Annotated in this window: 20 protein-coding genes and 1 pseudogene; 20 read left to right on the plus strand and 1 reads right to left on the minus strand. The window is 32.7% G+C overall.

Annotated features, from left to right (window positions below; all coding sequences use genetic code 11):
• The first annotated feature begins 19 nt into the window (after window positions 1-19).
• Window positions 20-2,482: a TonB-dependent receptor gene (locus tag N7U66_RS04510; RefSeq protein ID WP_267677496.1), complete on the plus strand. Its 2,463-nt coding sequence runs from the start codon at window positions 20-22 to the stop codon at window positions 2,480-2,482.
• A gap of 20 nt (window positions 2,483-2,502) precedes the next feature.
• On the opposite strand, the gene N7U66_RS04515 is transcribed toward N7U66_RS04510, so the two are convergent.
• Window positions 2,503-2,880 carry a hypothetical protein gene (locus N7U66_RS04515; protein ID WP_267677497.1) on the minus strand — a complete coding sequence of 126 codons (378 nt, stop codon included), beginning with the start codon at window positions 2,878-2,880 and terminating at the stop codon, window positions 2,503-2,505.
• A gap of 93 nt (window positions 2,881-2,973) precedes the next feature.
• Here N7U66_RS04515 and xerA point away from each other — a divergent pair.
• The 19 genes and pseudogenes from xerA to N7U66_RS04610 all read left to right on the plus strand — a co-directional run bounded on the left by xerA (window position 2,974) and on the right by N7U66_RS04610 (window position 24,225).
• Window positions 2,974-4,105 (plus strand): annotated as a pseudogene (xerA, locus tag N7U66_RS04520) (site-specific tyrosine recombinase/integron integrase).
• A gap of 592 nt (window positions 4,106-4,697) precedes the next feature.
• The gene (locus N7U66_RS04525) at window positions 4,698-5,078 is read left to right on the plus strand and encodes a hypothetical protein (protein ID WP_267677498.1); all 381 of its coding nucleotides are present in this window, start codon (window positions 4,698-4,700) and stop codon (window positions 5,076-5,078) included.
• Window positions 5,079-5,230: 152 nt separating this feature from the next.
• A complete protein-coding gene (locus N7U66_RS04530) occupies window positions 5,231-6,022 on the plus strand; it encodes a hypothetical protein (RefSeq protein WP_267677499.1) in 792 nt (263 codons plus the stop codon).
• Between the two features lie 383 nt (window positions 6,023-6,405).
• Entirely contained in the window at window positions 6,406-7,545 is a 1,140-nt protein-coding gene (locus N7U66_RS04535) for a hypothetical protein (protein WP_267677500.1), read from the plus strand.
• Window positions 7,546-7,702: 157 nt separating this feature from the next.
• Window positions 7,703-8,176, plus strand: a complete 474-nt coding sequence (locus N7U66_RS04540; protein ID WP_267677501.1) for an SRPBCC family protein — start codon at window positions 7,703-7,705, stop codon at window positions 8,174-8,176.
• A 1,131-nt stretch (window positions 8,177-9,307) separates the two neighbouring features.
• Entirely contained in the window at window positions 9,308-9,598 is a 291-nt protein-coding gene (locus N7U66_RS04545) for a hypothetical protein (RefSeq protein ID WP_267677502.1), read from the plus strand.
• Window positions 9,599-9,611: 13 nt separating this feature from the next.
• On the plus strand, window positions 9,612-9,857 hold the full coding sequence (locus tag N7U66_RS04550; RefSeq protein WP_267677503.1) for a hypothetical protein: 246 nt from the start codon (window positions 9,612-9,614) through the stop codon (window positions 9,855-9,857).
• 553 nt (window positions 9,858-10,410) lie between these two features.
• On the plus strand, window positions 10,411-10,950 hold the full coding sequence (locus N7U66_RS04555) for an STM3941 family protein (RefSeq protein WP_313791416.1): 540 nt from the start codon (window positions 10,411-10,413) through the stop codon (window positions 10,948-10,950).
• Between the two features lie 133 nt (window positions 10,951-11,083).
• Window positions 11,084-11,593: a hypothetical protein gene (locus N7U66_RS04560; RefSeq protein ID WP_267677505.1), complete on the plus strand. Its 510-nt coding sequence runs from the start codon at window positions 11,084-11,086 to the stop codon at window positions 11,591-11,593.
• A 646-nt stretch (window positions 11,594-12,239) separates the two neighbouring features.
• The gene (locus N7U66_RS04565; RefSeq protein WP_267677506.1) at window positions 12,240-12,419 is read left to right on the plus strand and encodes a hypothetical protein; all 180 of its coding nucleotides are present in this window, start codon (window positions 12,240-12,242) and stop codon (window positions 12,417-12,419) included.
• A 30-nt stretch (window positions 12,420-12,449) separates the two neighbouring features.
• Window positions 12,450-12,875 carry a hypothetical protein gene (locus N7U66_RS04570; RefSeq protein WP_267677507.1) on the plus strand — a complete coding sequence of 142 codons (426 nt, stop codon included), beginning with the start codon at window positions 12,450-12,452 and terminating at the stop codon, window positions 12,873-12,875.
• Between the two features lie 617 nt (window positions 12,876-13,492).
• Window positions 13,493-13,828 carry a hypothetical protein gene (locus N7U66_RS04575; protein ID WP_267677508.1) on the plus strand — a complete coding sequence of 112 codons (336 nt, stop codon included), beginning with the start codon at window positions 13,493-13,495 and terminating at the stop codon, window positions 13,826-13,828.
• Between the two features lie 812 nt (window positions 13,829-14,640).
• Window positions 14,641-15,180 (plus strand): hypothetical protein, encoded by a 540-nt coding sequence (locus N7U66_RS04580; protein WP_267677509.1) that lies wholly within the window; start codon window positions 14,641-14,643, stop codon window positions 15,178-15,180.
• 139 nt (window positions 15,181-15,319) lie between these two features.
• Window positions 15,320-15,952 (plus strand): tetratricopeptide repeat protein, encoded by a 633-nt coding sequence (locus tag N7U66_RS04585; protein ID WP_267677510.1) that lies wholly within the window; start codon window positions 15,320-15,322, stop codon window positions 15,950-15,952.
• A gap of 164 nt (window positions 15,953-16,116) precedes the next feature.
• On the plus strand, window positions 16,117-17,562 hold the full coding sequence (locus N7U66_RS04590) for a hypothetical protein (protein WP_267677511.1): 1,446 nt from the start codon (window positions 16,117-16,119) through the stop codon (window positions 17,560-17,562).
• A 227-nt stretch (window positions 17,563-17,789) separates the two neighbouring features.
• Window positions 17,790-18,434: an alpha/beta hydrolase gene (locus N7U66_RS04595; protein WP_267677512.1), complete on the plus strand. Its 645-nt coding sequence runs from the start codon at window positions 17,790-17,792 to the stop codon at window positions 18,432-18,434.
• 311 nt (window positions 18,435-18,745) lie between these two features.
• Window positions 18,746-21,790, plus strand: coding sequence for an Eco57I restriction-modification methylase domain-containing protein (locus N7U66_RS04600; protein ID WP_267677513.1), 3,045 nt, complete (start codon window positions 18,746-18,748; stop codon window positions 21,788-21,790).
• 1,250 nt (window positions 21,791-23,040) lie between these two features.
• Window positions 23,041-23,562 carry a hypothetical protein gene (locus N7U66_RS04605; RefSeq protein WP_267677514.1) on the plus strand — a complete coding sequence of 174 codons (522 nt, stop codon included), beginning with the start codon at window positions 23,041-23,043 and terminating at the stop codon, window positions 23,560-23,562.
• A gap of 129 nt (window positions 23,563-23,691) precedes the next feature.
• Window positions 23,692-24,225 carry a hypothetical protein gene (locus N7U66_RS04610; protein WP_267677515.1) on the plus strand — a complete coding sequence of 178 codons (534 nt, stop codon included), beginning with the start codon at window positions 23,692-23,694 and terminating at the stop codon, window positions 24,223-24,225.
• Window positions 24,226-24,725: the final 500 nt, after the last annotated feature.

The following is a 24,725-nucleotide window of genomic DNA, read 5'->3' on the forward strand; positions in this document are numbered from 1 at the left end:
GCGACAAAAACAATATACCTTGACTACAAAAACCAACGCACTAAAACTCTTTCTATTTCTTGTTCCGTTATTTACACTAGCGCAAACCGCCACTATAAACGGTGTTGTTTTAGATGAACAGCAGTTGCCTATAGAAGGGGTTAACATTAAAACGGAGGCTGAAGGCACACAGACCAATAGTAATGGCTTTTACGAACTCATTGTCCCATCGAACACCAACGTTAACCTTGTCTATTCTCATATCTCACATAAAAATGTGAGTGTTACAGTAAATCTAAAAAACGGTGAAATTTTTGAGTTTAATCCCGTGATGAAAATGAGTGTAGAGCAAATGTCTACAGTCGTATTAAACGGCAAAAAACGAAAAGATGTCGAAGGCATTGTGACGATTGAACCGAAACTTTTACGAGCCATCCCGAGTGCTAATCCAGGCGTTGAGAATATTCTTTTGTCACTTCCTGGCGTTAATAACAATAACGAATTAAGCACTCAATATTCTGTTCGTGGCGGTAATTACGATGAAAACCTGGTGTATGTTAACGGTATTGAGGTTTACAGACCCTTTTTAGTGCGCTCTGGACAGCAAGAAGGCTTAAGTTTTGTTAACAGTGATTTGGTAGCGAACGTAGATTTCTCAGCAGGAGGCTTTCAAGCCAAGTATGGCGATAAACTCTCTTCGGTTTTAGACATCACTTATAAAAAACCGATTGGTTTTGGTACGTCGGCAGATTTAAGCCTGCTTGGTGGTAGTGTCGCTATAGAAACGGCTAGTAAAGACTCTAAGTTTACAGGCATTGCGGGTGTAAGATATCGCGACAATTCCCTGTTGGTGAGCGCTAAAGAAACCGAAACCAATTACAATCCCACCTTTTTAGATGCGCAAACATATTTAACCTATCAGTTTACAGACCGGTTGGAATTGTCTTTTCTTGGGAATGCATCATTAAATAGGTACAACTACGAACCACAAACGCGACAGACCAATTTTGGAACATTAGATAATCCGCTAGCCTTATTAGTCTTTTATGAAGGTCAGGAACGCGACAGCTATCAAACCTTATTTGGAGCAATACAAGGGAGCTACCAAGTAAATGAAAATGTAAAGGTGAATCTCGTGGCTTCAACCTACCATACCACGGAAGAAGAACATTTTGATATTTTTGCACAATACCGTTTAGGAGAAGTCAATAGTAATATTGGTGATGAAGATTTAGGAGAAGTCGACTTTTCTGAAGGTATTGGCAGTCAATTAAATCATGGGAGAAACGATTTAGACGCGCTTATTACGACAGTAGAACATAAGGGCACAGCAGATATCAACGACAATGAAATTAAATGGTCTATAAAATATACTAATGAAGACATTCGTGACCGCTTGATAGAATGGGAAGTTATAGATTCGGCAGGCTTTTCTATCAATCCGCCAGGTGCTGGAGGGTTTAATGAAGAACCTTATGAGCCCGACAGTTTTCCTATCACTGCTTTTCAAAATGTACAAGCACGCAACAACACCCAAATCAATAGGCTACAGGCGTATTTACAATGGAGCAAACGCGCCACCCTTGGCGGTGCAGATGTCCGGTACAATGCTGGTATTCGCTCTCATAGTTGGAATGTAACAGATGACAATATTAATGGCGCATCACAAACTGTGATAAGCCCTAGAGCACAGTTTGCTATAAAGCCCGATTGGGAAAAAGACATGCTCTTTCGTATTAGTGGTGGCTTGTATTACCAACCGCCCTTTTACAGAGAATTACGTGATGCTAATGGTATGGTACAAGCCAATGTAAAGGCACAAGAATCGTTTCATTTGGTATTAGGAAACGATTACAGTTTTAAAATGTGGGACCGGCCGTTTAAATTAACTACGGAGGCTTATTATAAAAAACTAAGTGACGTAAATCCGTACACGGTAGAAAACGTTCGCATTCGCTACAGAGCTAATAATACAGCAGAAGCCTATGCTTATGGATTAGATTTACGTTTAAACGGTGAATTTGTGCCAGGAACCGAAAGCTGGTTTAGCTTTGGGTATCTTAAAACCGAAGAAAATATTAACAACCGTGGGTATATTGCACGACCTACAGATCAGCGTTTAAAGTTTGCAGCGCTTTTTCAAGACTATGTACCTAACCTCCCTAATTTTAAAATGTATTTAAATTTAGTGTACAACACGGGGTTACCTGGTGGTTCGCCAAGTTATGCAGATCCTTACGACTATCCCTTGCGGTTACCGGATTATAAACGTGCCGATGTTGGATTTCAGTTTGTGTTGGTAGATGATAAAAAGCAGTATACCTCCGGGTGGAAAAAGCCGTTTAAAGCTTTATCTCTAGGGCTTGAGATTTTTAATGTCTTTGATGTTCAAAATTCCATTACCAATACATGGGTACGCGATGTGTATAGCAAAAGACAATATGCCATTCCTAATTATTTAACGCCACGTGTGTTTAATGTGAGGACTAGTATGCGTTTTTAATATAAAAATCCAAAGAGCTGTTATTCCATGTACTCTTGCCATTTAATCAAAACATACTTTTCTTTATTATTCTCCCTCTTTTTTAAAAAGCCATACTCGTAGACAAACAGGTAGGTATCACCTTTACCATTTTTCCAATAATGGGTGATGAAATTCGGATTAAAGCCTTGCTCTTTTAATAGCTCTGCCCGTAAGATAACTTTACCGCCTTTATTATATTCTTTTAATATTTTTCGATTAAGTTTTAACTGGTTATCCACTTTATTATAAAAGCGTTCGGGATGTTCTTTTCCTTGTTGATATTGATAGGCGCTCTTACATTGTGGATCACAAAACTTTTTATCGGTTCGTCCTATTAATTCTTTATCACAATACAAACACGTTTTATAAAATCTCATGTTTTTTAATTTAACAGTATATTATACGAATCTTATTCGAATAAGATACGATTAAATCATTTACATCCAGTAAATTACACAAAATACTACATTATGGAAAAAGGTAGAAGCATTACACTGAAACATCTTTTAATTAGAGGCAAAAGATATATTGGTCTACAATTCAACACCGATAAGATCATTCAAGCACTTGTTAAAGAATTACCTAATGTAAAATGGAGTAATGAGTTTAACATGGCATATATTTTGAATTCAAAACAGAATATCGATGACATTTTCAATGTTTTTAGCGGTGTGGCTTGGGTCAACTGTAATTACTTTTTTGATAATAAACAAATACATGAGAATAATGAGCCCATAGATATTACATGGTTTAGAAATCGAAAACTCCCAAAGAATTACAGGGTTTGCCCCAACAATTATTTAGATAAATTAGAATTAAAAAAGTATGCTAACAATACGGTAAAATCTTATGTTTCCACTTTTGAAACATTTATTAATTATTACAACACAAAAGAATTAATAGCTATTAATGAGGATGATGTTAGAAAGTACATTTTAAAATTAATACAAGAAGACAAATCCAATTCTCACATAAATTCTGTTATAAATAGTATTAAATTTTATTATGAAGCGGTACTAGGAATGCCCAATCGATTTTACCAAATAGAAAGACCTAGAAAAGAAAAAAATTACCCAAAGTACTTTCTAAAGAAGATGTGTTAAAGATTATTGAGCACACCAATAACTTGAAACACAAATGTATTGTTAGTCTTCTTTACTCATCTCGGAATACGTAGAAATGAATTAGTAAATTTAAAAATCACAGATATTGATAGTAAAAGAATGCTCATACGTATTGAGGCTGCAAAAGGTAATAAAGATCGATATACGCTACTCTCACATACACTATTGAAAGATTTGAGAGACTATTATAAACAATACAAACCAGAAAAATATATTATCGAAGGCTTGTATGGCAGTCAATATTCACGGTCAGAGTATTGCTAAACTAGTTAAAAATGCCGCTAAAAAAGCAGGGATATTAATTCCTGTAACACCACACATGCTTAGGCATAGTTTTGCAACACATCTACTAGAAGCGGGGGTAGATTTAAGACAAATTCAAGTATTATTGGGTCATGCTTCTACCAAGACCACAGAAATTTATACGCATGTTGCCACTACTTCATTTAAAGACGTTATGAATCCCCTGGATTACTAAAAAACATAAAAGATATAATAAACATATGTTCGTTATATCTTAAATTAGCGGTATAATGAACATAATGTTCATTATACCATTGTTAGCCCACATGCCCACTCGGCTCGAAAAAAAATTCTAAAGTTGCTTAAAAGTGATTTAAAAATAAAAAAAACAACGCTTCTCACCTGCTCACTCAACCTATTTCGGATAAAACACAACGCGACACTGTTGAGACGGACTCTTTAACGTTTCGGCAAAACTGTATGTGAAATAAAATATCATACTCAATCCTTTTCTGACATCAGTAAAACGCAACTCTTGCGGCGGATTTATATAGCAAACGGCAAATCGTAACGCACAAAAGATAAAATCAATAGTAGCACGTAAAACAAAACTCTGCGGAGCTGCAAAGCCATATGGAGAAAAATAAAATAACGTGGGCTAACAATGTGTAAAATAAATACTACTTTTATGGCTTAACCTAAAGGCAGTTCGTGTTAGCTTGCTTCGGATTTTCCTACGGAAAATCCCCGCACACTAACCCGTACTTACCTTACACGAACCGTTGTGTGTAATTTTAGCATACTCAAAACTAACAGAATAAAACTGAATGAAATACTGGATTCTGACTTTTACCATATTGGTTTTCGGATGTAAAAATAACCAAGAAAAACCAACAACTTTAGAATTGACAGACCCAATTTTAATTGAATGCGATTTCATGCACAAAAAAGCGGAAACTGATTATAAAAATGGAATTAAAGAATACACAATAATGGGATTAGTATATGCGACTGAACTTGAAATGCATTATTCTGATTTTATGAAACGGAATTATAGTATAACTATGAAAGCTAATTGTGTTCCTAATTATCCACAGGCTTGCTACGAGGAATCAATGAATTATGAAATTGAAGAAGAATATGGCGAAGATTTTATGAAATTGACAAGAGAAAAAGCAGAAAAGGAATTTAATGAAAAGCGAAAATAAAAACTACACACAACACGGTGTATAATTAATTGCTATGGCAAGTGCTTATTTGGAAAATTCCTTCGGAATTTCCTCTCGGTCCGTTTAAGTTTACTAAATTAGTTGCTTATAAACGCAACTAACCATACACATCAACGTTAGCAACAATTTAAATGAACTCATCGCTTAAATTTATATTACTGATTTTTATTCCACTTTTATCATTTGGACAAGAGAAAGATTTTTATGATTTAGATAATTCTTACCACGAATTATACAGTAAACTAAAAGTAAAATCCTTAACAGTATCAACGAAGGAATTTGATAATGGAAAGTTAAATGAAGAATATGTCGAGCTAATCCAAAATTTTGCTATAAATGGAGATATTATTAGAGAACGTGAGTTTTATGATTCAGATTCTACTGACGGTTGGGACGTGAAATACAAGTACAATGACAATCACCAAACCATACGAACAGAATGGACTTGGTTAGACGATAAAGACCAAGATTTAACTGAATATGAATACGATTCGGACAACAAACTAATTAAGAGTTGTGATTATTATAAAAGCACAAATGCAACCGAATTTCTTCTTGAAGAATGTCTAATTTATATTTATCGAAAAAATCGAATATTTAAGGTCAAAACCACAGAAAATGAACTTAAAAGTTATTACAAGAAAAAAGGAGATTTTGTTTTTGGTTATTCCGCAGATAAAAAATTAAAATATAAATACAAAAATGGAGAATTTGTCTATCAAAATATGGATTCAATAATATTCAGATATGACAGAAATGATATCGGACAAATTATAAAAACTACGAAAACAGATAATAGTGAAAATTTAATATTTAGTACTGTTTACGAATATTCAAACGGACTATTAATGAAAGTAGTTTCTAAAGACAAAAATGGAATTTTAAGACGAGAAGAAGATTATAAATACGAATATTACGAATAAAAACTGTTGCTAACACGGTGTATAAAACATAGCTAATAAGTGCTTAACCCAAAAGCTTGTGTATGTTTAGAAAGTCCGCCAAATTTTTAATTTGGCTTTTAAAATTGATAAGTTAAAACAAAATATAAAAATTCGGCTCTGTGTTAATCCGAAAAGTTAGTGTCTTTTTACACGCTACGTTTCATACACAATTCCGTTGGCAACAAGCTAAACAAAACTAACCGCTGAACAATGAACAACCAAAAAAAGGAGCTGAAGGAGAATCGTTAGTTTATGATTTAGCGACAAATTCCTTTTTAAGCTATTGGTGTTACGCTAATCCAAAAGACGAATTAGGTAATAAAAAAGAGATTTGTGATTTACTAATTCACTTCAATGGAATCTTGATTTTAGTTTGTGTAAAAAACTATGAATTTAAGGGAATTTATTCAAGATATTTTCGGAAATCTATTGAAAAAGATGTCCGTCAATTATATGGTGCTGAAAAGAAAATTTTAGCTTCTAATTACGATATAAAAATAAAAACTAAAGATGGAAGAAATCATATAATTAGAAAACAAGATATTACCAAAACCCATAGAATAATTGTCCATTTAGGAGAAAAAGTTCACTTCTACCCTTTCAACAGAAACACCAAAACTGAAAAGTTCGTTCACATATTTGACAAAAATTCTTTCGCTAATGTCACAGATTTTTTAGATACGATTAAAGATTTTGAGGAGTATTTAGATAAACGAGAACAAGCATTTGGAAATAAAGAAGTTTTGATTTTACCAAGTGAAGAGGATGAGTTTGATTTTAATACTCATAAGCAATTTATGGAAATGCAAACCCAAAAGGAATGGGTTAAAAAAAATATTCTCATTTCCGGAACAGAAAGTGACATTCTTGCTCATTATATAGAAAATGACAGAGGATTTTCCAAACAAATAACTTCTGACAAATATGATGGAATGTTATTTCAAATAGATGGAAATTGGGATGAATTTATAAAAAAACAAAAAGTTCAAAAAAAGCTACAAGATGACAAAGTAAGCTATTTCATTGACGAATTTGTAAAAAGAGAAGTTCTTCCTAATCCGAATGAGCAAAGTATTAAGTTTGCTAAAGAAATTTTGTCATTTAATAGATTTAACAGAAGAGTTATTTCTAAAAACTTATTTAGCTTTATAGAAGATTACAACCATACTAAAGGCTCATTTTTAGCGAGAAGGTATGGAGAAATAGATGGAACAGCAATCATTTTCGTATTCTATACAACTGATATGACTCAAGAACAAGTAAATTTTCTTTTGCCGATTGTTATTGACACTTATGCTGTTTACACTAACTATAAACATAAAAAAGTAATATTAATTGCAGCAACTAACGACTGTAAACAATTCAAATTTGGATACGACGAAATTGAACCTTTTAGTAAAGAAGATGAAGAGTTAACGAAGAAAAATATTAAAGCTTTAAAATGGTTTACGAATATAAATGAAATTAAGTTTAGTGAATTTGAATATCCGAGACACGAATGAATAAAGCCAGTTGCCAACACCGTATAAAATTAATTGCTGGTAAAAGCCTATTTACAAAAGTCCTTGCGGACTTTCTATCTGTGATTTATTTGCTAACTTCAGTACTTAAACCACGCAACTAATCTTATACAAACACGTTGTACACAATACCCCAAAAATGCCAAGAATCGAACTTCAAACTGAAATAAAAGCTGATAGAAATATCGTGTTTGACTTGTCACGAAGTATCGATTTGCATAAAATATCGACTGAACAAACTAATGAAGAAGCAATCGCAGGAAAAACAAGCGGATTAATCGGAATGAATGAAAGCGTAACTTGGCGAGCAAAGCACTTTGGAATTTATCAAAAACTGACTTCCAAAATAACGGAATATGACCGACCAAAATACTTTGCGGATGAAATGGTTAAAGGAGCGTTTGCGGAATTTAAACACGAACATCATTTTTCGGAATCGAATGGCGGAACTTTGATGACCGACTTTTTTGATTACAAATCGCCTTTTGGAATTTTAGGAAAGTTAGCGGACAAGCTGTTTCTGAAAAAATATATGACTGAATTACTAACTGAAAGAAACCGAATTGTAAAAGAGTTTGCGGAATCTGACAAATGGAAAGAAATGATAAAATAAAAAAAGTACTGTGTACAACAATGTATAACCGCAATTACGGCGGATTCGACTACGTCCGAATCCACGCGGAATTGCTAACGTCTGTACTAAACCGAAAAGCAACGCATATTAACCCGTAACTGACGGTTATACGAGACCGTTGTGTACAATGGCTCACTCGGCCGGAAAAAAAATCCAATTAATTAAATTTTAGTGGTTTAAGTCCAATAAATTCTAACGCAAGTAAAACGTAATTGGGTGCGCAACTAAACGGATTTTTGCGGATAAAAAAGCGGATTATAAACGGATATACAAAACAGTGCGCAACTGTTGCGCGGACTACTGCTCTACTCCTATTGCGGATAAAAATATTACTCTAAAACTGCTGATTAACGCAAAACGCAACGTTGCGAACGACTGACCTTCTTAACGGCAAAGCTAATCGCCAAAAAAATAAATAAAGCACTGTACACAACAAGGTGTAAAAGTAATTGCTTGGGCTGTGCTTCTCGGAAAAATCCTGCGGATTTTTCCTCCGGTTCGGTTTTGTTTACTATTTTAGTGGCTTATCAACGCAACTACCCTTACACAAACCGTTAGCCCACATGCCCACTCGGCTCGAAAAAAAATCCTAAAGTTGCTTAAAAGTAGTTTAAAAGTAAAAAAACAACACTTCTCACCTGCTCACTCAACCTATTTCGGATAAAACACAACGCGACACTGTTGCGACGGACTCTTTTACGTTGCGGCAAAACTGTATGTGAAATAAAATATCATACTCAATCCTTTTCTGAGATCAGTGAAACGCAACTCTTGCGGCGGATTTATATAGCAAACGGCAAATCGTAACGCACAAAAGATAAAATCAATAGTAGCACGTAAAACAAAACTCTGCGGAGCTGCAAAGCCATATGGAGAAAAATAAAATAACGTGGGCTAACAATGTGTAAAATAAATACTACTTTTATGGCTTAACCTAAAGGCAGTTCGTGTTAGCTTGCTTCGGATTTTCCTACGGAAAATCCCCGCACACTAACCCGTACTTACCTTACACGAACCGTTGTGTACAATGTAAACCGACAAATGAAAAAAACGACTTTAATATTAATTTTGATTTTATCCTCCCTCTTTTGTTTTGCACAAAAAGCTCATTTGAAACCTGCAAAAGAATTTGAAAATTACGAGGGAATTCTTAAAGAATATTACGATAATGTTTTTCCATTACTGTATCAAAATTATTCCGAAAAACCAATTGCAAGATATACTTCGATGCCTTCATTTTCTAATGAGTATTCATTTTCAATAGAAACTATGGAAGACAGGAAATATGTTGTTAGTAATAAACTTTCCACGAATTACTGGTATTCCAAAAATAATAAGAATGTTAAACTGATTTCTAACAAAACAAAATTGACCGAAAATCTTTACCGAGAAAATCATTGAACTTTTTAAATTATTGGATGAAAATATAAAAAAATCAGAGGATGAATTAATCGGTTTTGACGGAACGACTTACTATTTTGCTACGACCAACGAAAATGAAAAGGTTAAAATTGGAGAAACTTGGTCGCCAAATAAAAAATCCCAACTTGGAAGATTAGTCTCTATTTGTGACGAAATTTTTTCATTAGGAAACGGAAAGAACATTTCGCAAAATAAAATTGTGAAAAATATTGAAAAACTAATAACGGAATTGAAATAAAAAACACTGTACACAACAATGGCTATAAGTAATTGCTTGTTCTCGCTTACTTCTGAAAATCCTCTCGGATTTTCAGTTTGGTGTTTACTTGCAAAGTTAAGTACTAACCCACGCAACTACTCATAGCCGAGACCGTTACCAACCATGCCACTCTGCTGTGAAAAATAATAGAATCTAAACGATCTCTAAATTAAAAAACTGCAAAAGTTAGCGGATAAAAAATTACAATAATATTCTGATCAAACCAGGGCGCAACTCTTACGGCGGACTGATTTGCATGACGGCTAATCAAATACCAAAATCTGATTTCGGACTGACAAAAGCAATGCGCAATCTTTGCGGCGGATTCAAATACGAAACGGCTAACTGGGTAATTAAAAGAACGGTTGGTAACAATGTGTAAAATAAATACTACTTTTATGGCTTAACCCAAAGGCAGTTCGTGTTAGCTTGCTTCGGATTTTCCTACGGAAAATCCCCGCACACTAACCCGTACTTACCTTACACGAAACGTTGTGTGTAATTTGAGCAACCGAACTAAGCAATAAACTAAATGAGGAGAGAAATTAAATTTAAAAATTGGCGGATTATCTTAGGTATACTTTTTTTTAGTTTAATGCTTTTTGCGTCTATTTCGTTTTTACTGAACCCTGAGATATTTATTAGACACTTCTTTATGAAAGCAGAATATATTCAGATTATTGGTATAATAGGTATTGCTTATTTTTCAACTCTTTTGTATTCCTTTTTAAGAATTCTTCCAAGAAAATATGCTATTCTCATTTCAGATGATTTCTTAATTGATAATTCGAAATATGAATCATTAGGAAAAATAAGATGGTGTGATATTTCCGAAATACAGAGATTTAAGAAAAATAATATAGAGTTGACTTTGAATAAGACTGTGTTTAAAACTAAAAAAAGAAATTTATTGAAAAGATTCCTGACTTTTATGCATAATTGGAATTATAAAAAAAACATTCTCATTTCAAGTGCTTTAATTGACTGTAATTTAGAAGAACTTTTTGAAACGATTTCTGTAGCATATGAAAAAACCGATTCAAATAAAAAAACTACACACAACACCGTATAAAAATAATTGCTATTTTAGTGCTTAACCGAAGGTCGTTGCGTGTTTGTAACGTCTGATTTTCCTGCGGAAAATCCTCGCATACAAACCCGCAACTATTCTTATACATTAACGTTAGCAAACATTTCAGAACTGAATGGGAAATTCGATATTTTTAATAATAATTGCTATCTTAATTGTTTTATCTATTTGGTATCTGACTGTAAAATATTTTCTAAATCCATTGTTTTTTAAACCAAAAATAAAGACATCTGAAATTATTGATTTCCTGAACAAGAAAGAATGTTTATTTATTGAATATAAAGCTCTTAATAAGGAGGAAAAACAAAGAAATATTTTTAATCAGGAAAAAGGATTGACATTTGATAATATATTCTCTACAAAGTCTGAATATAAAATAATTGGATTTTCTCAAAACAAGAATAAACACAAAATATATTGGGCTGAATTAAAATCTTGGTACCGACCTTTTGGAAAACGGATCCTTAATCTAATTGAGGAAAAAGATGTTGAATTATTAGACGAATTACAAAAAGAATATAATCAAGAAATTATAAAAGTGACAGACAAATGTCCTGCTTGCAATAGCGGAATTTTAACGAATGAAACTGAATGTAAAAATTGCGGACTGAATTTAGTCGCTTAATGAACAAAAAACGATTTGCTAACAATGTGTAAATATAATTGCTTGGTCCACTCTTACTCGGAAAATCCTGCGGATTTTCCTGCGGTTCGTTCCATTTTTACTATTTTAGTGGCTTAATCACGCAACTATCCTTACACGTAACATTGTGTACAATGGCTCACTCGGCCGGAAAAAAAATCCAATTAATTAAATTTTAGTGGTTTAAGTCCAATAAATTCTAACGCAAGTAAAACGTAATTGGGTGCGCAACTAAACGGATTTTTGCGGATAAAAAAGCGGATTATAAACGGATATACAAAACAGTGCGCAACTATTGCGCGGACTACTGCTCTACTCCTATTGCGGATAAAAATATTACTCTAAAACTGCTGATTAACGCAAAACGCAACGTTGCGAACGACTGACCTTCTTAACGGCAAAGCTAATCGCAAAAAATAAATAAAGCACTGTACACAACAAGGTGTAAAAGTAATTGCTTGGGCTGTGCTTCTCGGAAAAATCCTGCGGATTTTTCCTCCGGTTCGGTTTTGTTTACTATTTTAGTGGCTTATCAACGCAACTACCCTTACACAAACCGTTGTGCGTCATTTAAGAAAAACCGTGAAAACCAACAAAATTAGAGAAAAAAACAAAATTTTTAGAACAAATGGAAAACAGAGATTTAGAAGTTTTATGTTGTTTTTGTGGTCAAGATTCAACATTTAACAAAGCGATTGAAATCACGATAGAATGTGATAAGGAAACAAAAGATGTTCAAGCAGTTTATGCTCACTCTAAATGTCTTGATAAGGTTTTACATAAAAGTGTTCCGAGAGCATTTAATTAATAAATTGGACTAAATATTCAAAGGAATTTAATGAAAAAATGGATTTTAATAATTGTTGGAATAATCCTGATTGGAATAGTCGGAATTGGAATCAAAATCAACTCGGATTTGGACGATGTCGTGGAAGCTCTTAATTCGGAACATTCACTAAATGAATCTGATTTGATAATTCTTTCGGACTCTATTTCACCGAACAAAAAATATAAATATTATGAATATCAATTTGACAAAGGCGGATTAGGATATTCAAGAATTTTTTGGTCAGTTATAGAAAATAACAAAAAAGAAAATGACCTTGGAAAAGGATTGATTCCTCAAGGATATAAAATAATTGGGTGGAACGAGAAAAACGAATTGATTTTAAGCAAATGGAATCCTAAATCGGAATTAAAAACTGTGTCGAAATTGAAAAACGAAACAATAATTAACGGAATGAAAATAAACATAGCGGAATAAAAACGAACGCACAACACCGTATAAAAATAATTGCGGTTTAGTGCTTAAACAAAGGTCGTTGCGTGTTTGTAACGTCTGATTTTCCTGCGGAAAATCCTCGCATACAAACCCGCAACTATTCTTATACATAAACGTTAGCCCACATGCCCACTCGGCTCGAAAAAAAATTCTAAAGTTGCTTAAAAGTGATTTAAAAATAAAAAAAACAACGCTTCTCACCTGCTCACTCAACCTATTTCGGATAAAACACAACGCGACACTGTTGAGACGGACTCTTTAACGTTTCGGCAAAACTGTATGTGAAATAAAATATCATACTCAATCCTTTTCTGACATCAGTCAAACGCAACTCTTGCGGCGGATTTATATAGCAAACGGCAAATCGTAACGCACAAAAGATAAAATCAATAGTAGCACGTAAAACAAAACTCTGCGGAGCTGCAAAGCCATATGGAGAAAAATAAAATAACGTGGGCTAACAATGTGTAAAATAAATACTACTTTTATGGCTTAACCTAAAGGCAGTTCGTGTTAGCTTGCTTCGGATTTTCCTACGGAAAATCCCCGCACACTAACCCGTACTTACCTTACACGAACCGTTGTACGCAAGTTGAGAAATGAACATAGATTACAAATTAACATCAAAGGATAAACTAACTGAACTTGCAAAAAGCAAAGGAATTGAAACATGGAATGAATTGACCGAATTCATTAAGAATTTACCATACGGACGAAATAAAAATCGGACTGATTTTGGACTCGTACTATCTGAACAAAAAGGAACTTGTAGTTCGAAACACGCTCTTTTAAAAAGTATTGCGGATTTTAATAATGTGCCAAATATTGAATTGATAATCGGAATTTACCGAATGACCGAATCGAACACGCCAAAAATTGGAACTGAACTGACTGATAACTCAATTGAATTTATTCCGAAGCACATTGTTACTTAAGAATAAATGGAAACCGGACTGACTTAACAAGTGAACAATCGAAATTTAAGAAAATTGAGAAAGACATAATCCAAGAAAAGCTAATTGAACCAAATCAGGTTGCGGAATTCAAAGTTGATTATCATAAAAAGTTTATCGAAAATTGGTTAAGCGAAACCAAATCGGAATTTGAATTTGACCAAATTTGGCGAATAAGAGAAAAATGTATAGTAAATTTAACCGAATAAAAAACCTGCGTACAACAATGGCTATAAGTAATTGCTTGTTCTCGCCTACTTCTGAAAATCCTCGCGGATTTTCAATTTGGAGCGTACTTGCAAAGTTAAGTGCTAAACCACGCAACTAATTATAGCCGAGACCGTTACCAACCATGCCACTCGGCTCTAAAAAAAATACTCCTTAAACGATCTCTAAGGATAAAAACTACTAAAGTTAGCAGTCAAAAATTTACAATAACTTTCTCAGCAAATAAGAGCGCAACTCTTAATTCGGGCAATACTCACTCCTACTCTTTTCTAAAAACGGATTTAACTCCGGCTCAACTCATATGGCGGACTGATTAGCATTACGGCTTATCAAATACCAAAATCTGATTTCGGACTGACAAAAGCAATGCGCAATCTTTGCGGCGGATTGATATACGAAACGGCTAACTGGGTAAATTAAAAGAACGGTTGGTAACAATGTGTAAAATAAATACTACTTTTATGGCTTAACCCAAAGGCAGTTCGTGTTAGCTTGCTTCGGATTTTCCTACGGAAAATCCCCGCACACTAACCCGTACTTACCTTACACGAACCGTTAGCCACCATTTGAGAAAAACTAAAGACATATTAATTATCATTTTCGCATTTCTAGTAGTTTTTGCTATTGGATTTGTTCTAATCGGAATTTATGTTATTCAAGATAAATATGATGGAAACTCAGAATTGACCGAACTGAATAGTAATAAAAAGATAGAAAGTCCGATTGTTGGAAAATGGAAAGTAATTAACTCAAATGTCGAACCTTTTCAAATAATATCGAACGGAAAAAAACTTTATTTGAATACAATATTCGAATTTTTAGAAAATGGAAAACATAGAGTTTATGAGACAAATAAATCGGAATTTTTCTCTTCTGTTTCTTATCGTATCGATGGACAAAAATTAGTTATGGTCGATTTAGATATGGTCTTTGATTACGGAATTGAAAATCTGACTTCTAATTCGCTAAAATTGAAAATAAGAAAAATACCAACTTACTTTTGGACTGATGAAAATCTTTCTGACCAAAAAGTTAAAGACAAAGTTTCTGAATTACAGAAAAGCGGAGTAATACTCGAACTAATAAAAATAAAAAACGGTGGCTAACACCGTATATAATTTATTGCTAGTTCTAGCCTACTTACGAAAATCCTCGCGGATTTTCTATTCGGTTTTTATTTGCTAAATTAGGTGCTTAAACCACGCAACAAACCATATACAAACACGTTGGGCATAATTTAAGAAAATGAAGAAATTAACATTAATATTTTTGACTTTATTACTCACAAGTTGCGGAACTACAAAAAAAGTTTCGCCAAATGATTTGCTAGAAATTACGAAAAAGCAAATTGAAAATAAGGAATGGGACAAAGCCGAAAAAAATCTAACTGAATTAATAAAACTATATCCTAACAATGCGGAATTATTATTTCAGCGAGGTTACGTCAGAGAGAAAAATTTGAAGTTTAAAGAATGTATTGAGGATTTTACCAAGGTTATAGAATTGAAACCTGAAAAACATACAACAAGAACAAATCGTGGGTATGCTTATCGAAATATTGGTGAATATCAAAAGGCAATAAATGATTTTACTGCCGAACTTGAGGTAAATCCAAATGCTTACTCATACGAGCATCGTAGCGTAGTCCATTATTTGACAAAAAATTATAATGAGGCTTTAAAAGATGTAAACATTTCGATTGAGAAAGCACCAGATAATTCAATTTCTTATAAAACCAGAGCTTTGATTTATAAAGCAATGGACTCAAAAGAAAATGCTTGCGCTGATAAAGAAAAAGCTATCGAATTAAAACTATTAGAAAAGTATCCAAAATATAAAACTGATATTTCGGAATTGAACAAATATTGTACTGAATAAAAAACTATGCCCAACAATGGCTATAATTAATTGCTTGTTCTCGCCTACTTCTGAAAATCCTCGCGGATTTTCAGTTTGGTGTGTACTTGCAAAGTTAAGTGCTAAACCACGCAACTACTCATAGCCGAGACCGTTATATGCAAGCTAAAAACCTGAACTAAAATTTGAACCATAGATATACCATAACCGAAGGAACTTTAATTAACGAAAACAAAAGTTGTGAATTACCTTTTGCTTTAGTTTTTGAAGAGAATGGTGTTTATTTTTTAGAAACATTTCTAAAAGAAGGCTTTTTTGAAGATGAAGACTTTTCTAGCAGATTTAATCTTAATGGAATAACAGAAAAAGGATTCGAAATAGAAATTCGAGATTTGACTTTCACTTTGTATAAACACAAAAACTATAAAGCCAAATTCGTTTGTAGAAATTACGTTAAACTAACAGAAAAGGAAAGAGATGTACCAAAAGAGGAAGACAATACAGAAGATGCAATCCTCTTTGTAGAAATAGAGGGATTTAACACAAAGTTTGCCGACCGAACAGATATAAAAAAGTACAGACAATATGGAGAGGTTGATAAATTTAATGTCAATTTCGACCACACAAGTTGTACATTATATATTCAGATTGAAGGTTATAAAGAAAACTACTTCCATCTAATTTTTAGTAAATCTAAAACAAATGATAATATTCAGATAGACTTTACTAGAACTGGCGGTTATGGTCGTTTGACTTTTGAACATTATAAAGTTTTTAAAAAACAGTTTTTAGGTTTTTTATCTTTATTAAATGGAGGGAATGTCTATGTTAGACGAGAACTAACAGGGGATTTCTATAAGGTTGATGGTTCGGATTCACAAATAGTGTATAATTATTCCTTTACTAAACATTCAAACACGAATACAAGTGATTATGTTCCAATTAATGAACATCATTCAAATAGTTCTTCGATTTTCCAACAAACCTTTAGAAATTGCTTCGACTCTTTCTATCATAATGATTTAGAATTAGAATTAACCTCAATTGTCGCTTCAATTAATTCTGCTCATTCAACCTCAGGTATACATCAAGCATATTCAATCCTTATTAATGCATTAGAAAAATTTTGTTCTAATCATCAGAAATCAATTAATGTTTTTGATGAACATCTAATAGATAATGATATTTGGGAAAATACTGTGAAGGAATCTATTTTTAAAGTTTTGGATTCAAAAAAATCACTCATAAACTCAACAAATAAAAATGCTTTTGGAATATTTAAATCAAAGCTTGGAGAATTAAATAGAAGAAAAAATAGTACTGTTCAAAAAATGTATGACCTATTCGAATTTGGCTGTATTCCTATTAATGAAAATGTTGAAAATCTAGTAACAAAAGAAAGACATTCGGCTGTTCATAATGGTGAATTTGGTGAGAATTCGACAGAAATGTTTATCAACTATCAGAAATTAGACCATATTTTACGTGATTTAATACTTAACATTATTGACTATAGGAGTTACAGAAAAAGTATATGTGAATATGCAACACTTGAGGAAAGGAAAGAAGCCTATCCTAAAAGAAAATCTAAACAAGTAACATATGTATGTTCACAACCTCTGAGAGAATAAAAAAGCCAGCATATAACAATGGCTATAATTAATACGGGGTTTTGTGCTTAACCCAAAGTTTTGAGCTTTAAACGAAGTCCGCCAAATCTTTTGATTTGGCTTTATAAAGAAAAAGATAAAACAAAATAAAAAGTTTTGGCTAAGTGCTTAATCGGAAATTCAGTAATTTTAATCCCGTACTAACCATAGCCGAGCCGTTGCCCAAAATTTGAAAAAATCGTAACTCAATGAAAATAAGTTTATTAATTGGAATTCTTTTTTGCTCAAATTTATTTGCGTGCGGAAACAAAAATGATGATCGATTTGTTTTCTTTCTTCACAACCGATTTCTAGAAGAACACGGACTGAATGAATTGCATCCTGAATTTGGGCGGACTGAATACAACGAAATTATAGCTGAATTTAAAAAAAGTGGACTTAAAGTAATAAGCGAAAAACGGAGTGGAAATGTTAACGCAAGAGAATACGCAATCGGAATTGTAACCCAAATTGACAGTTTAATAAAAAACGGAACAGAACCGAAAAACATAACTGTGGTTGGAACTTCAAAAGGCGGATATATTGCTCAATACGTTTCGACTTTAGCAAATAATCATGATTTGAATTTCGTGTTTATTGCAAGTTTTAGGAATAGTGATATTCAAAATATACCTGAAATCAATTTTTGCGGAAATATTTTAACGATTTACGAAAAGTCTGACCCATTTGGAGTTTCTTCATTCGAACGAAAGAAAATATCGAACTGCGAAATAAAACACTTTAAAGAAATAGAACTGAATACAGGAATGGGACACGGATTTTTATTTAAACCTTTAAAAGATTGGATTGAACCGTCAATAAAATGGGCGAATGGAAATTACAACGTAGAATAAAAACTGTGGGCAACACAGTATAAAATTAATTGCTGGTTTTAGACTACTTACGAAAGTCCTTGCGGACTTTCTATCTGTGTTTTATTTGCTAACTTTAGTGCTTAAATCACGCAACTAATCTTATACAACAACGTTGTAAGTAATGCGAAAAATCGTGCTAAACATCAACATTTGAACTAAAAAAGCCAACGCACAAACAGCACATTCATTTTTTTTTCAACGCTAAATGCCAACGCTGAAAAAAAATAAAAGAGCTGTTTCTTGCCAACGCTTGAAATGATATTAACTTTGAGAAAAACGATTCAAATTTTATGAGCTTATTTCAGAACTCTGTTCTAAACAAATATTTAAAGGGATTAGAGTCCGAAAAAGTTAATGTTGCTTACGACAGATTTACAAACCATTTCCACAATCCTGCAATTCAGGAAAATATTCGCAATTCAAAAGAGGAACAATATCAAGGCGAGTTTCTGATTGACCTTTTTGTAAACGTATTTGGATACATTAAAAATCCAACACCTGATTTTAATCTCACAACGGAATTAAAAAACATAAAAGGTTCAAAAAAGACAGATGGAGCAATTTTAAAAGGCGAAAAAGCACTTGCGGTAATTGAACTGAAAGGAACAAGTACAACCGATTTAAGCAAAGTAGAAACCCAAGCATTTGGATATAAAAACAACCAACCAGGTTGTAATTATGTAATTACTTCCAACTTTGAAAAATTGCGATTTTACATTGACAACGCGGTAGATTTTGAGGAATTTAATTTGTTTCAACTTACAAAAGAGCGTTTTGAAATTCTTTGGCTTTGCCTATCGTCTGAATATCTTTTAAAAGACATTCCTAAAAAGATTAAAGACGAATCTTTAACGCAAGAGGAAAAAATTACAGAAGCACTTTATAAAGATTACGCATCTTTCAGAAATGAGGTATTTGATAGTATTCAAAAAGAAAACCCTCAATACGACAAACTCACTTTATTCAAAAAAACCCAAAAGTTACTTGACCGTTTTTTATTCATCTTCTTTGCAGAAGATAGATTATTACTTCCACCAAATTCAATTCGTTCAATTGTAAACCAATGGACAGATTTAAAAGACAAATACGATGAGTATTTTCCTTTGTACGACCGTTTTTTAAAATATTTCGGTTATATGAATACAGGACACAAAGGACAACAGCACGATATTTTCGCTTATAATGGAGGTTTGTTCGCACCTGACAAGATTTTAGACAATATCAAAATCAACGATGACCTACTTTATAAACACACAGTTAATTTAAGTAATTACGATTTTGAAAGTGAAGTAAGTGTAAATATTCTTGGACATATCTTTGAGCATTCTTTAAACGATATTGACGAAATTCAGTCAGAAATAAAAGGAATAAAAACTGTTCAAAGCAAAACAAAACGTAAAAAAGACGGTGTTTTCTATACACCAAAGTACATTACAAAATATATCGTTGATAATACTATTGGAAAATTATGTGAGGAAAAGAAAATTGAACTCGACATACAAGAAGCCGAATATGAAAAAGAGCGTAAAGGCAGACAAAAAGCAACACTAAAAAAACTCACTAAAAAGTTAGAAGATTATAGAAAATGGTTATTACAAATTACAATTTGTGACCCAGCTTGTGGAAGTGGTGCCTTTTTAAACCAAGCATTAGAATTTTTAATCGCAGAACATCAATACATTGACGAACTTCAAGCTAAACTTTTTGGAGATGCAATGATATTAAGCGAAGTTGAAAACGCTATTTTGGAAAACAATATTTATGGAGTTGACATAAATGATGAAAGTGTTGAAATTGCTAAACTTTCACTTTGGTTAAGAACAGCACAAAAGGGTAGAAAATTGACATCCTTAAATAGTAATATCAAATGTGGGAATAGCTTAATTGACGACCAAAATATAGATGAAGAAAAAGCTTTTAATTGGCAAAAAGAATTTCCTAATATATTTTCAAAAGGAGGTTTTGATGTGATTATTGGAAACCCACCTTGGGGAGCTAAAATTCCAAAATCACAAAAAGATTTTGTTAACAGTAATTATTGGTGTAATAAGGGAGAAATAGAAACATATGTTCATTTTACCGAATTAGGGATTTCAAGGTTATGCAAAGAAAATGGTGTTCTTGGTTTCATCACACCAAATACTTGGTATTATCTTGATAAATATGCAAAATTGAGAGACAATTTATTGAACAAAAAAATTGTCGAATTAATAGAGTTGGAAAAAAGAATTTTTAAAGACGCACCTGACATTGTTCCAGCTGTTTTCATATTGGAAAACACTTTGAAATCCGAAAATCAAGTAATACAAACTTATAAACTAAACAAAGGTATTATTCCAACTTTTTTAGTTGATAATACAATCTTTAAAAATTATCGGATTGAATCAAATGATTGGCTAAAATTTGAAAGCACACCATTTAATTTAAGTTTAACTAATAATGTTGCATCTCTTTTGGTTAAAATTAAAAAAGGTTCTGTTCCTCTTAAAACTCTTTACAATGTAAGATATGGTATTAAGACAGGTAATAACAAAAAGTATGTCTCAAATGATAGCTTGGACGATAACTGGAAATACTGTTTACCTTCTGCGAGTACTGTAAAAAAGTTTCAACTTAATTGGGAAGGTCATTATCTGAATTTTGGAAATCATTTAGCAGGCTATTCAGAAAATTCATTTGAACGCCCAAAAATTTTAGTTCAATATATACGAAAGTTAAGTATGCCAATTAGGATAATTTCAGCATTAGATAAAGAGGGAAAATATTATCCTCTAAATAATTTTTCATTTATTGAAGAAAATTCGAGTAATGATGAGAGTCTTGATTTTTTAATAGGAATATTAAATTCTTCGTTAATGAATTTTTATTTCAAAAATGTTCATATCGACTATAATATTAAGCCTAAATATTTAGAAAAACTACCAATTAAAATTGGTCTAAAAAAAGAAATAATAGAACTCACAACAAAAATAAGGTCAAACTATATTAGCTACAATTCAATCTTGACAAACTTACTTGACTTACTTTCTAATAAGTTTAATATTTCAAAGTTTCCAATGAAATTAAAAAATTGGGATAGACTAAATTTTGGAGAATTTCTTAAGGAGTTAGAGAAAGTTAGAAAAATTGTGGCAAAAGAAAATAAAATTGAATTTAGCAACTTTTCATTAAGCGAAGAAGCTGAATGGATGCAGTATTTTAATGAACAAAAAGTAAAAGCACAATCTTTGAAAACAGAAATTGATAAAACGACCAAAGAAATTGACCAAAAAGTTTATGAATTGTACGGATTGTCAGAAAATGAAATTGAATTAATAGAAAATGCCAACGCTTAAAGCCATACACATTTGCAATTCGCTTTAGCCAACACACAAGCCAAAAATCGCAAAAGAGTATGTCTTGCCAACGCTCACATTTGAACTAAATAATAAACATCGGAAAACCAAGCAGAACGCGAAAAGCACTACTTACAACAACGTGTATAAAACATAGCTACTATAGGCTTTCCGAGAGGTTTTTGTGTATTTACAAAGTACGCCAAATTTTTTATTTGGTTATATTTAGAAAAGAAATTAAACATAAAAATAAAAAATTCGGCTCGTGTTAAATCCGAAAAGTTAGCGTTCATTTATACGCTACGTTTCATACACAAGACCGTTACCAACCATGCCACTCGGCTCTAAAAAAAAACACTTCTTAAACAATCTCTAAGGATAAAAACCACTAAAGTTACCGGATAAAATTTTACAATAACATTCTCGGCAAATAAGAGTGTAAATCTTACGTCGGACAAACCTCACTCCTACGCTATAATAAAAACGGATTTAAGCCTGGCGCAACTCTTAAGGCGGACTGATTTACATTACGGCTAATCAAATACATAAAAACTGATTTCGGTCTGACAAAAGCAATGCGCAATCTTTGCGGCGGATTGATATACGAAACGGCTAACTGGGTAAATTACAAGAACGGTTGGTAACAATGTGTAAAATAAATACTACTTTTATGGCTTAACCTAAAGGCTGTTCGTGTTAGCTTGCTTCGGATTTTCCTACGGAAAATCCCCGCACACTAACCCGTACTTACCTTACACGAACCGTTAGCCCACATGCCTACTCGGCTCGAAAAAAAATTCTAAAGTTGCTTAAAAGTGGTTTAAAAATAAAAAAACAACACTTCTCATGTGCTCACTCAACCTATTTCGGATAAAACACAACGCGACACTGTTGCGACGGACTCTTTAACGTTTCGGCAAAACTGTATGTGAAATAAAATATCATACTCAATCCTTTTCTGACATCAGTAAAACGCAACTCTTGCGGCGGATTTATATAGCAAACGGCAAATCGTAACGCACAAAAGATAAAATCAATAGTAGCACGTAAAACAAAACTCTGCGGAGCTGCAAAGCCATATGGAGAAAAATAAAATAACGTGGGCTAACAATGTGTAAAATAAATACTACTTTTATGGCTTAACCTAAAGGCAGTTCGTGTTAGCTTGCTTCGGATTTTCCTACGGAAAATCCCCGCACACTAACCCGTACTTACCTTACACGAACCGTTGTACAACATTTGTGAAACCAATGAAATTTAATCAATATTTAGGAAAATATGTTTGCGGATATCTATCTGAAAAGGAATATCCTGAATTTGCTATTGCTGGACTTTTAGACGGTTATGACTCAAAATACCTTGGAAATTTAGCAGCAATGAAAAGAACTGACGAAATATCTGAATTGAGAAAATATCTAAAATGGACAATCGAAGAATTGAATATTGAAATTCCAACAAAAAGAAAAGCAGCACTACTCTATTCAAGCGGAATAATAAACGAAATTTTGACCAATAAAAAGGATATTATAAAAGGAGTTTCCGAAATTAAAAATGATGCTTTTTCTTGCTATGATTTTTACTCTGAATCAGACAAATATTGTTATGATAGCGTCGGATTTGAAAATATTCACGGGCTTTTTGTTGAATATTATGATGAGTTAGATAAATTAAATCCCGACAAAAAACATTTAGAAGATACTAAAAATGAAATGTTAGCAGAATTGAAAAAATGGAAACCGAAATTAAAAAACGTTGTACAACAACGTGTATAGCTCATTGCGGCTGAATTCCTAATCGGAATTCATTGCAATTTGCTATCTTTCGGTTACGGCGGAAAATCATAGCTGATTTTCCGCAACGAGCCATACACAAACACGTTACCACACATTAAAAAAAAACCGATGAACAAAGCCTTAACCGAGAAAGAATCTAAAGTAGCGGACTTGTTCTTAGAAGATTTGTTAACTCACGAAAAAACACACGCTTTTAAAAGTGTAGTTAACCATTTCTTTGAAAAAGATAAAATATCTAAAGAAAGGGCTTTATTTATATGTGAATACCTCGAAAGGAAATCGTTAGTAACTTTAATATTGGACTCTAACTTTACTTTAAGAAACATAAAATTTGATAAGTCAAAAATACAAGAGTTTCTTAAAAATGACGGAATAAACAAAAGGTGGATGGTTGATAGTAAACTGAAATATGATTTAAAATTCTCGAAATTTAAAGTAAAAACTTTTGGTTTTTTGTTTGTTATTTCCATTTTTGGAGGTGTTTATGGTTTTTATGATTTCATAGAACGTGTTGGAATAATAAAACACTTTCAATCAGAACAGAAAAAGGAATTGGAAGAATCCAAATTGCATAATTCATTTTTAATCCAAAAAGATATTGACTCTTTAAATACCACCAAGAAATCCAAAAAAAATGAGTAGTGCTGAAAGTTTAATAATTCTGATTAAAACAAAACACTACTATTAAGTGCGACTGACTTTTGACTGAACAAATAAAAACGTGTGGTAACATTGTATAAAAATAATGCTTAGTTTAGTGCTTAATCAAAGGTTAGTTCGCTTTTGTTAGCTTCCGATTTTCCTTCGGAAAATCCTCACACACAAAACCGCACTATTCTTATACGTAACCGTTGTAAATAATTGCCCAGCGACGTACAAAAAAATCTCATTTACGGAGTTTTTAGAATATGTTTTTTAAGACGAATGACCTAAAGTCAACAAAAACTGGAAATCGGAACTATAAGCAAAACGGAGCAACTCGCAGTCGGAATTACAAACTGTTAGGAGTATTGCGCAGTCGGACTTCACTCGGACGTGTAAAATCAGAATTATAAACTGTGCGGAAAAAATCGAAGTCGGACTCTACTCGGACGGAAAAAAATCAAACAAAAAACCGTGACAAATAAAACAACTATTTACAA

Origin of the sequence: Lacinutrix neustonica (assembly GCF_026625145.1) — a bacterium.
Lineage (GTDB): Bacteria > Bacteroidota > Bacteroidia > Flavobacteriales > Flavobacteriaceae > Lacinutrix > Lacinutrix neustonica.

What these genes read in the sequence shown, in the direction of transcription:
- N7U66_RS04600 (WP_267677513.1), top strand. Translation starts at nt 18,746, where the DNA reads ATGAGCTTATTTCAGAACTCTGTTCTAAACAAATATTTAAAGGGATTA.
- N7U66_RS04610 (WP_267677515.1), top strand. Translation starts at nt 23,692, where the DNA reads ATGAACAAAGCCTTAACCGAGAAAGAATCTAAAGTAGCGGACTTGTTC.
- N7U66_RS04570 (WP_267677507.1), top strand. Translation starts at nt 12,450, where the DNA reads ATGAAAAAATGGATTTTAATAATTGTTGGAATAATCCTGATTGGAATA.
- N7U66_RS04575 (WP_267677508.1), top strand. Translation starts at nt 13,493, where the DNA reads ATGAACATAGATTACAAATTAACATCAAAGGATAAACTAACTGAACTT.
- N7U66_RS04595 (WP_267677512.1), top strand. Translation starts at nt 17,790, where the DNA reads ATGAAAATAAGTTTATTAATTGGAATTCTTTTTTGCTCAAATTTATTT.
- N7U66_RS04530 (WP_267677499.1), top strand. Translation starts at nt 5,231, where the DNA reads ATGAACTCATCGCTTAAATTTATATTACTGATTTTTATTCCACTTTTA.
- N7U66_RS04585 (WP_267677510.1), top strand. Translation starts at nt 15,320, where the DNA reads ATGAAGAAATTAACATTAATATTTTTGACTTTATTACTCACAAGTTGC.
- N7U66_RS04565 (WP_267677506.1), top strand. Translation starts at nt 12,240, where the DNA reads ATGGAAAACAGAGATTTAGAAGTTTTATGTTGTTTTTGTGGTCAAGAT.
- N7U66_RS04560 (WP_267677505.1), top strand. Translation starts at nt 11,084, where the DNA reads ATGGGAAATTCGATATTTTTAATAATAATTGCTATCTTAATTGTTTTA.
- N7U66_RS04540 (WP_267677501.1), top strand. Translation starts at nt 7,703, where the DNA reads ATGCCAAGAATCGAACTTCAAACTGAAATAAAAGCTGATAGAAATATC.
- N7U66_RS04525 (WP_267677498.1), top strand. Translation starts at nt 4,698, where the DNA reads ATGAAATACTGGATTCTGACTTTTACCATATTGGTTTTCGGATGTAAA.
- N7U66_RS04605 (WP_267677514.1), top strand. Translation starts at nt 23,041, where the DNA reads ATGAAATTTAATCAATATTTAGGAAAATATGTTTGCGGATATCTATCT.
- N7U66_RS04515 (WP_267677497.1), bottom strand. Translation starts at nt 2,880, where the DNA reads ATGAGATTTTATAAAACGTGTTTGTATTGTGATAAAGAATTAATAGGA.
- N7U66_RS04555 (WP_313791416.1), top strand. Translation starts at nt 10,411, where the DNA reads ATGAGGAGAGAAATTAAATTTAAAAATTGGCGGATTATCTTAGGTATA.